This window comes from Elstera litoralis (assembly GCF_000963705.1).
Lineage (GTDB): Bacteria > Pseudomonadota > Alphaproteobacteria > Elsterales > Elsteraceae > Elstera > Elstera litoralis.
Genome location: NZ_LAJY01000098.1, coordinates 1 through 8,459 on the forward strand (window position 1 = coordinate 1; position 8,459 = coordinate 8,459).

Annotated in this window: 11 protein-coding genes and 1 pseudogene; 2 read left to right on the top strand and 10 right to left on the bottom strand. The window is 63.2% G+C overall.

The genetic code is table 11. The features are described from left to right. From VZ95_RS21635 to VZ95_RS05080, 8 genes and pseudogenes are all read right to left on the bottom strand, one after another. Positions 1–793 (bottom strand): glycosyltransferase family 2 protein (locus VZ95_RS21635; RefSeq protein ID WP_156995074.1); only part of this gene is annotated, 793 nt, incomplete at its 3' end. 96 nt (positions 794–889) lie between these two features. Continuing rightward, the gene (locus VZ95_RS05060) at positions 890–1,978 is read right to left on the bottom strand and encodes a BMP family ABC transporter substrate-binding protein (RefSeq protein WP_045774902.1); all 1,089 of its coding nucleotides are present in this window, start codon (positions 1,976–1,978) and stop codon (positions 890–892) included. Further along, positions 1,975–2,721, bottom strand: a complete 747-nt coding sequence (locus tag VZ95_RS05065; RefSeq protein ID WP_408606065.1) for an ABC transporter permease — start codon at positions 2,719–2,721, stop codon at positions 1,975–1,977. Before VZ95_RS05065 ends, VZ95_RS05060 begins: the two co-directional genes overlap by 4 nt. Then, on the bottom strand, positions 2,667–2,921 hold the full coding sequence (locus VZ95_RS29130; RefSeq protein WP_408606066.1) for an ABC transporter permease subunit: 255 nt from the start codon (positions 2,919–2,921) through the stop codon (positions 2,667–2,669). The genes VZ95_RS05065 and VZ95_RS29130 overlap by 55 nt, the downstream gene beginning before the upstream one ends. 9 nt (positions 2,922–2,930) lie before the next feature. Then, positions 2,931–4,025 (bottom strand): ABC transporter permease, encoded by a 1,095-nt coding sequence (locus VZ95_RS05070; protein ID WP_045774903.1) that lies wholly within the window; start codon positions 4,023–4,025, stop codon positions 2,931–2,933. Continuing rightward, positions 4,015–4,734, bottom strand: a complete 720-nt coding sequence (locus VZ95_RS28545; RefSeq protein ID WP_408606067.1) for an ATP-binding cassette domain-containing protein — start codon at positions 4,732–4,734, stop codon at positions 4,015–4,017. Before VZ95_RS28545 ends, VZ95_RS05070 begins: the two co-directional genes overlap by 11 nt. Before the next feature lie 355 nt (positions 4,735–5,089). Continuing rightward, positions 5,090–5,442, bottom strand: a pseudogene (locus tag VZ95_RS29135) (ATP-binding cassette domain-containing protein); the annotation flags it as partial. Between the two features lie 159 nt (positions 5,443–5,601). After that, positions 5,602–6,318 carry an ArsR/SmtB family transcription factor gene (locus VZ95_RS05080; protein WP_232302482.1) on the bottom strand — a complete coding sequence of 239 codons (717 nt, stop codon included), beginning with the start codon at positions 6,316–6,318 and terminating at the stop codon, positions 5,602–5,604. 70 nt (positions 6,319–6,388) lie between these two features. Between VZ95_RS05080 and VZ95_RS05085 the strand changes: the two genes are divergently transcribed. Together VZ95_RS05085 and VZ95_RS05090 are read left to right on the top strand one after the other, a co-directional pair. Continuing rightward, positions 6,389–6,733, top strand: coding sequence for an NIPSNAP family protein (locus VZ95_RS05085; protein WP_045774907.1), 345 nt, complete (start codon positions 6,389–6,391; stop codon positions 6,731–6,733). Beyond that, positions 6,730–7,041: an antibiotic biosynthesis monooxygenase family protein gene (locus tag VZ95_RS05090; RefSeq protein WP_332307995.1), complete on the top strand. Its 312-nt coding sequence runs from the start codon at positions 6,730–6,732 to the stop codon at positions 7,039–7,041. The genes VZ95_RS05085 and VZ95_RS05090 overlap by 4 nt, the downstream gene beginning before the upstream one ends. A 95-nt stretch (positions 7,042–7,136) precedes the next feature. Here the strand turns inward: VZ95_RS05090 and VZ95_RS05095 are convergent, their stop codons facing one another. Both VZ95_RS05095 and VZ95_RS05100 read right to left on the bottom strand, forming a co-directional pair. Next, complete coding sequence (locus VZ95_RS05095) at positions 7,137–8,000, bottom strand: TIGR01459 family HAD-type hydrolase (protein WP_045774904.1); 864 nt, start codon at positions 7,998–8,000, stop codon at positions 7,137–7,139. After that, positions 8,000–8,459 (bottom strand): EAL domain-containing protein (locus VZ95_RS05100; RefSeq protein ID WP_045774905.1); only part of this gene is annotated, 460 nt, incomplete at its 5' end. The genes VZ95_RS05095 and VZ95_RS05100, both read right to left, overlap by 1 nt.

Genomic DNA, 8,459 nt, shown 5'->3' on the forward strand with positions numbered 1-8,459 from the left:
GGGCGCGCTGGCCTGCTTCCCGCCGTAGCCATTTCAGCGCGCGTCCTGCCGCCCGATTGAGGGCAAGGCGCTGGACGGCGGCGGGCATCTCCGGGTGATCCGCGACCAGATAGGCGAGCGCGGCATTGAAATCATGGAACATTTGCCGCTTTTGGCTCAGCATGATGCGGCTTTCGTCCGACGCTGGCCCCTGCCAAACAGGCCGATCCGTCAGCAGCACGCGCCCGGCGCGGCAGGCGCGCAAGGACAGCGAATAATCATGCACCCACACGCGCGCGTCGCACCCGCCGAAAGCGCGGGCGAAGTCGGTACGGATCAGCGTGCCGCTCATATTGGACGGGGCGTGCCGGATCATCGCCTGCAACGCCTCTTCCGGGCGCACGATCCAAGTGGCCGCCGGAATCTCCGTCGGAAACACCGGCCCCGCGCCCGTATAGAAACCGCCTTGCGCAATAACGGCATCGGCTTGATAGGCGTCCCTATCCGCCAGAAGCGTTACCGTCGCCGTCGGCGCCAGCAGATCATCACCATCAAGCAGATGGCAGAGCGGAAAACGCGCCGCCGCCAGCCCGGCATTGATCGCTTGGCCCGGCCCGTGATCCTCGACATGGAGAACGCGCAAACGCGCATCCTGCGCCGCCTCGGCCTCGGCGTAAGCCCCCACCCCATCAGGCGAGGCGGGGTCGACGATAACCACCTCGTAGGTTTCGAGCCCCTGCTGAGCGCGGATCGCGGCCAGAACGGCGGGTAAATGGGCACGCTTGCCGAAGGCATTGATGACATAGGAAATCATGCCGCCGTCATAGCCGATTTTCGGCGAATGGGAAGGCTAAAACCGAAAAAGGGGCGGCCATCGCCACCCCTTTCCAGCTTTGCAAGCTGACGCGCCCTATTTCTTCGGCAGATCGCCGGAAACGCCCTGGACGTACCAATCCATCGAGAGAATTTCGGGATCGGTCGCGGTCTTGCCCGCCGCAACCCGCTCTTTGCCGTCCTTATCGAGGATCGGGCCGGTGAACGGGTGACGCTTGCCGGCGATAATGTCCTTGCGGGCGGTTTCGGCCAGCTCCACCACATCCTTCGGCAGCACCGGATTATAGGGGGCGAGCGCCACCATGCCGGTTTCGAACCCTTCCCACACGTCGCCCGACTTCCAGGTCTTATCCATCACCGCCTTGGTGCGGGCGACATAGTAATTGTCCCAATTATCGACGATGGCGGTCAGATGCGCCTTCGGGCCGAATTTGGTCATATCGGAGGCCTGCCCGAAGGCGTAAACGCCGCGCTCTTCGGCCACCTGGATGGGGGCCGGGCTATCGGTATGCTGGGTTAGAATATCCGCGCCTTGATCGAGCAGCGCTTTGGCGGCGGCGGCTTCCTTACCCGGATCGTACCAGGAGTTCACGTAGATCACCTTCACCTGGGCATCGGGACGCACCGACTTCAGCGCCAGAGTAAAGGCATTGATACCGCTCACCACTTCGGGGATTGGCACCGAGGCGATATAGCCGACCACGCCGCTTTTGGTCATTTTGCCCGCAATCAGGCCGATCACCGTGCGGCCTTCATGGAACTTCGCCGCATAGGTCGCGGTATTCGCCGAGCGCTTGAAGCCGGTCGCATGTTCAAAGAAGACCTTCGGGTTGCGCGCCGCCACTTTCAGCGTCGGCTCCATATACCCGAAGCTGGTCGTGAAAATCAGGTTATTGCCCTTGGCGGCGAGCTGTTGAATGACGCGCTCGGCGTCCGCCCCTTCCGGCACGCTTTCCACATAAGTGGTTTCGACCTTGCCGGGGAAGGCTTTTTCGATGGCGAGACGGCCTTCGTTATGGCGGTAGCTCCAGCCATGATCGCCAATCGGGCCGACGTAGACGAAAGCCACTTTGGTCTTAGCGTCGGCGGCTAAAGTTGCGCCTGCGGTCAGGCCGAGGGCGGCAACCGCGCCCACGAGGAGAGCTTTAAGAGTTCGGGAAGTCACGGGGAATACTCCTTCCGCGAGGTTAACGATCGGGGTGAAAACTTTTTGCCCAGGGCCGCCGGCGCATTCAGCTTAATGCGCACCGAATCGCGCGACATCAGCACCAGCACCAGCACCGTGGCCAAATAGGGAAGCATCGAGAGGAACTGCGAGGGGATCGGCACGCCCAAGCCTTGGAGATGCAGTTGCGCCAGGGTCATCGCACCGAACAAATAGGCCCCGGCCAGCATGCGCAGGGGCCGCCACGTGCCGAAAACCACCAGCGCGAGGGCAATCCATCCGCGTCCCGAGGTCATATTCTCCGCCCACATCGGCGTATAGGCCAGCGATAAATAGGCACCGCCGAGGCCCGACAGCGCGCCGCCAGTGAGCACCGCCATCAGTTGCACGCGCCGCACCGACAGGCCAAGGCCGTGCGCCACCTGGGGCGATTCGCCGACCGCGCGTAACGTCAGCCCCAACCGCGTGCGGGTGATGATCCGATGCGCCAAAAAGGTCAGCGCCAGCGAGAGATAGACGAGCAGATCATGGCCGAACAGCAGCGGCCCAATCACCGGCAAATCGCTGATGCCGGGGATCGACAGAACCGGCAGGCGCGGGATCGGCTGCCCAACCAAATTCTTACCAATCAGTGCCGACAGCCCCACGCCGAAGAGCGTCAAGGCTAGGCCGGTCGCGACCTGATTGGTCAAGAGCACCAGCACCAGAACGGCAAACAGCGCCGCCAGCCCGACGCCCGCCAAGCTCCGGCAATGACGCCGAAATAGGCATTGCCCGATTGATGGGCAACGGCGAAGGCGCACACCGCGCCGACCAGCATCATGCCTTCAACGCCCAAGTTCAGAACGCCGGATTTCTCGGTAATCAACTCCCCCAGCGCGGCCAGCAGCAGCGGCGTTGCGGCCATCATCACAGCCACCAGAATCGATGCAGCAATCTCCATTCCAGCCCCTTACCCGCGCCGAACGCGATACGCTAGAAGCACGTCGCAGGCCAAAACGAAAAACAACAATAAACCCTGAAACACCGTGCCGACCGAAGCCGACAGCTTCAGAGTCACCTGCGCCGCCTCCGACCCAATGTAGGACAGCGCCAGCAACAGCGCTGCCGCGCAGATGCCGAACGGGTTCAACCGCCCGAGGAAGGCGACGATAATCGCGGTGAAGCCATAGCCAGGCGACACGCTCGGCATGAGCTGGCCAATCGGCCCCGCCACTTCCAGCATCCCCGCGAGCCCGGCACAGCCGCCGCCCATCAAAAGGCAGGTCCAGACCACCTTCGGAGCCGAGAACCCGGCAAAGCGCGCCGCTGCCGGGGCAAGCCCGCTCGCGGTCAGCGTGTACCCCAGCAAGGAGCGCGTCAGCACCGCCTGGGCCGCTACCGCCGCAACGATCACGACCAAGAGGCCCCAATGCAGCCGAAACCCTTCCAGAATCGGCGGCATCAACGCATCGGCATCGAACGGGCGGCTTTGCGGGAAGTTGAACCCGTCCGGGTCGCGCCACGGGCCGGTCACGAGATAGCCTAAGAAAAGCTGGGCCACATAGGTCAGCATCAGGCTGGTCAGAATCTCATTGGCATTAAAGCGCGTGCGCAAGAAGGCCGGAATCGCGGCATAGGCGATGCCGCCGCCGAGCCCCGCCAGCGCCATCAGCGGCAGGCTCCACCAGCCGCCGCTGTTCCAAAAGGCCAGCGCCACGCCGCCCGCGCACATCGCGCCGACGGTAAGCTGCCCTTCCGCGCCTATATTCCACACATTCGCCCGAAACCCGAGCGACAGGCCAAGGGCGATGAGAGCCAGCGGAATCGCCTTAACGCCGAGTTCGGTCCAGCCGTAAAGGTCGGAAATCGGGTCGATGAAAAACCCGTAGAGCGCTGTGAGCGGATCGACGCCCAGCAGTGCAAACAGCCCCGCCCCGCTCAGCACCGTGAGTGCCAAGGCCAGCAGCGGCGTCGTATAGACCAGCCAGCGCGGCGTTTCCGTCCGCGCTTCCAGGCGCAGGCTAAAACCGCGCTTTGCCGTTCGAGCGGCGGCCTCAGGCGGCATCCGCCACGCCTCCCATCATCAACCCGACTTTCTCCTGACTAAGCTCTGCCGTTGGGACTGCAAGACTGAGGCCACCGTGAAACAGCGCCGCCATCCGGTCGCAAAGGGTGAAGAGTTCATCGAGGTCTTGGCTGATGACCAGCACTGCCGTGCCCGCCTCCGCCAGAGCCAACAGCGCCCGGTGGATCGCCGCCGCCGCACCCGCATCGACGCCCCAGGTAGGGGCCGCGACGATCAGAACTTTCGGATTGGCCAGAATTTCTCGGCCCATGATGAATTTCTGCAAATTCCCGCCCGACAGCCGCCGCGCGAGGCTGCCCGCCGTGGGCGGCATCACGCGATAGTCGGCGATGATTTTTTCGGCGAACGCCTTCATCGCGCCGCGCTTCAGCCAGCCGCCCGACACAAGCTCGGGCCGCTGCCAGCCGGAAAGAATGCTATTGGCGGTCAAATCGAGATCGGGCACCGCCGAGCGGCCCAAGCGCTCTTCGGGCACATAAGACAGGCCGATCGCGCGCCGCGCCGCCACGGGCAGCGCACCAATCGGCTGATCGTCCAGGCAGATGGTTTCGGGCGCGACCAGCACTTCGCCGCCCAAGGCCGCCAGAAGCTCCGACTGGCCACTGCCCGCAAGCCCCGCAAGCCCAAGAATTTCCCCGGCGCGCACGGAAAAAACTGATGGTCTTAAGATCGATCCCCAAAGGATCATCGGCCTTGCGCGTGAGGTTGTGCACCGAAAATCGCACCGGCGCGTCGGCCTTCAGGTGCGTCGCGCGCCGGGTGGGACGCTCGACCTTGCCGACCATCTTTTCGGCCATCAGCGCGGGGGAGGTCGTGCGCGGATCGCAGCTATCCACCACTTTGCCCGCGCGCAAAATCGTCGCCCGGTCGCACAGCGCCTGAATTTCCGGCAGCTTGTGCGAGATATAGAGAATCGTCCGCCCCTCCGCCGCCAGCCGCCGCAGTGTGACGAACAGCGAATCGGCCTCCTGCGGGGTGAGCACCGAGGTCGGCTCATCGAGAATCAGCAAGCGCGGGTCTTGCAGCAGGCAGCGAATGATTTCAACGCGCTGGCGCTCGCCGCTGGACAGCGCATGGACGGCCCGGTTGGGGTCGAGCGCCAACCCGTAGCGCTTGGAGAGGTCGAGAATTTCGTCGGCGAGCGTACTGCTGACCTGATTTTCCGGCAGGGCGAGGGCGATATTTTCCGTCACCGTCAGGGTTTCGAACAGGGCGAAATGCTGAAACACCATGCCGATGCCCGCCGCCCGCGCCGCCGCCGGATCGGTGAAAGCCACCGGCGCGCCTTCCCAAGTAATCGTGCCCTCGTCGGCCTGCAACAGCCCGTAGATGATTTTCATCAGGTGCTTTTGCCCGCGCCATTCTCGCCGAGCAGCGCGTGGATTTCCCCGGGCATTAGCGTGAGATCGACACCATCGACGGCGCGGACGCCGGGGAAATGCTTCTTGATCCCGCGCACGATCAAGCGCGGCGTGCCCCCTGTCTGGCTTCCTGTCACCTGCTTCCCCCGCGCCCGATTGTTACGATTTAGCGTGGCACGAGATCGACAGGAGAATCAACGGGCGCTATGCGGGTTTTTCGGCGGTGCGGTGTAAATCGAGATGGAATGTCGCCGCGAAGGCCCCCGCCCCCGGCGGGGTGAAGCGCACCACCCCGCCCCCGGCTCCCGCATCGCCCAGCCTTGTGCCACGATGAAACTGAGGGTTTCGGCCCCCAAAGCCCCGCCGAGATGGGCGCGGCGCTCGCTCCAATCCAGGCAATGACGGCACAGGGGTCGCCGCCCGCGCCCCAAGCGCGGCAGATCGAACCCGAGCCCCGCGAAGAAACCGCGGCCCGGTTCGGTCAGATCGGGTGCGTCAGGAGCGGTCAGAAACCCTTGCCGCAGTAAACCGTCGAGCAGCGCCACGCCCTTTTCCCCGGCAAGATGATCGTAACAAACGCGCGCTTCCCGCAAGGCCGGGTCTTTCGGCCCCGTGCGCGTGCGGGTCGCTCCCGTGCGCTGGGCGAGCCCCATCAGCCCTTCGAGCACATCCGCCACATCCGGCCCGGAAAGGCGGAAATAGCGGTGCCGCCCCTGTTTCTCGGCGACCAATAATCCGGCACTATCGAGTTTACTGAGATGCTCGCTCGCGGTCGGCAGGGCAATCCCTGCCGCATGGGCCAGTTCCGAGACCGTCAGCGCGCGCCCGTCCATCAGCGCCGTCAGCATATTGGCGCGGGCAGGATCGCCGATCAGGGCGGCGAGCGGGGCGATGGTCGGGCCTTCCTTCATACTTCGGTTATAGCCGAAGCATTGGTGTCGCTCAAGCCGCTAAGATCGCCCGGTCAACAAGGAGATGATGATGACCGCCGAGACGAAAATCGCCTGCTTTATCCGCTATGAAATCGATCCGTTCAAGGTGGAAGCCTTCCAACATTACGCCCAGGTCTGGGGCCAGGCGATCCCGGCCTGCGGGGCCGATCTCTTCGGCTATTTCGCCCCCTACGAGGGCTCGGCCACCACCGCTTACGGCGTCTACACGCTGCCTAATCTCGCGGCCTATGAAGAGTATCGCGCCCGGTTGCGCGACAGCCCGTTAGGCCGCGAGAATTATCAATTCGCCAAGCGCGAGCAGTTCATTCGCCGCGAGGACCGCATCTTCCTGCGCCTCGCCTCCACCCCGCACGCCAGCCTGATAAAACCATGATCGCGGTGATTTTCGAGGTTTGGCCCGCCGAGGGCCAAACCGAAACCTATCTCGACACAGCGGCCCAGTTGAAAGACGAGTTGATCGAGATTGACGGTTTCCTCTCCATCGAGCGTTTCGAAAGCCTCACCACGCCGGGAAAACTGCTCTCCCTCTCCTTCTGGCGCGATGAGGCCGCCGTGCTGGACTGGCGCAATCGCCCGGCCCACCGCGCGGCGCAAACCCTGGGGCGGAGCGGCGTTTTTTCAAAACTACCGCCTGCGGATTGCGAGCGTCGTTCGGGATTACGGGTTGGAAGATCGCGATGAAGCGCCTGAGGATAGCCGGGCAGTGCATTCGCCCTAAGATGTTGGGGACGCTGTCCCCAACGCCCCTGCCAAAGGGCTAGCCCTTTGGAAACCGATTACTGGAACCGATGCAGCACGTAAGTTGGCTGTGCCTGTTCCTGCGCCATAAGCTGCTGAAGCGCGACCTCGTCGAACCAACCGTCGGATTCGAGTCTGAGCGCCTCGCCGTGAACGCCGCTGGTAATCAGCACCGAGTCGATGCCCGCGCCATTCGCGCCTTTGATGTCAGTTTTCAGCCCGTCGCCGATGGCCAGCACGCGGCTTTTCGGAATGCCGTCGAGCAAACCGAGGCAGGTCGCATAAACGCCGGGGAAGGGTTTACCGTGGTAGCGCACTGTCCCGCCCTGGTGTTCATAGAAAGCCGCCAGCAGCCCGGCACAGACTTCGGGCCGCCCATCCGAGACGATCCAATGGTCGGGGTTGGCGCAGACCATTGGCAGGCCGCGCCCGAGCGCGTCTTCCAGCAGCGGGCGCACATTATCGAGCGTTTGCCCAAAGTCGATGCCCGCATTGATGAGATAATCGGCATCGGACACATCGAACACGCGTAACCCCGGCAGATCGACCAGCAAACCTTCGTCTTTCGGCAGGCCGATGAGATAATGGTTCGCGCCGAGGGCCTGATACCAGGGATCGGGCCGGGTGCGCAGGTGTTCCCACGCGTCTTGGCCGGAGGTCATCAGAAAATCCCAGTCGTGGTCGGCAAAACCAAGGTCGCGCATCTTGGCCGCGACCACCGCCGCCGGGCGTGGGGCGTTGGATAGAAGCCCCACCCGCTTGCCCGCCGCCTTCAACGCTATCAACGTGCTCCGTGCCCAAGGAAACGGCGACAAACCATCGTGCAGCACGCCCCAAAGATCGATAATGAACCCATCGTAGCGATCCAAGACCGGCTCTAGCGCCGGAATCACCTGCACCATCAATAAATATCCCGCTTTTCTGCCGGGCGTGGCAGACCGAACAAAGACCCTTGGCCGAAATCGACGCCGAAATCGAGCAGCTTGACCAGTTGCGTATCCTTCTCGACACCATCGACCATCAAATCAATCGCGCCATGATCGAGATTGCGCCGCAACACGCGCGGATCGGCCTGTTTGGAGAGTTTCTCGATCAACAGCGGCGCGTCGACCTTCACGTAGCGGAACCCTTTATTCGACAGGTCCGACACGAAGAGATCGAGGTTCGTCGTCTTATCCAATACAAAGCGGAAGCCAAGTTTGCCGAGTGCGGTCAATTCCTGATCGGTCCGCGCTTCCATCCGATAGGCATCGTGCTGGGTAATCTGGAAGTGCAAATGCCCGGCAAGATCGGTGTTTTCGCGCATGAAGGCGGTGAAATCGGCGAAGAAATCGCGGTCGCGTAAGGTTTCGCTGACGATT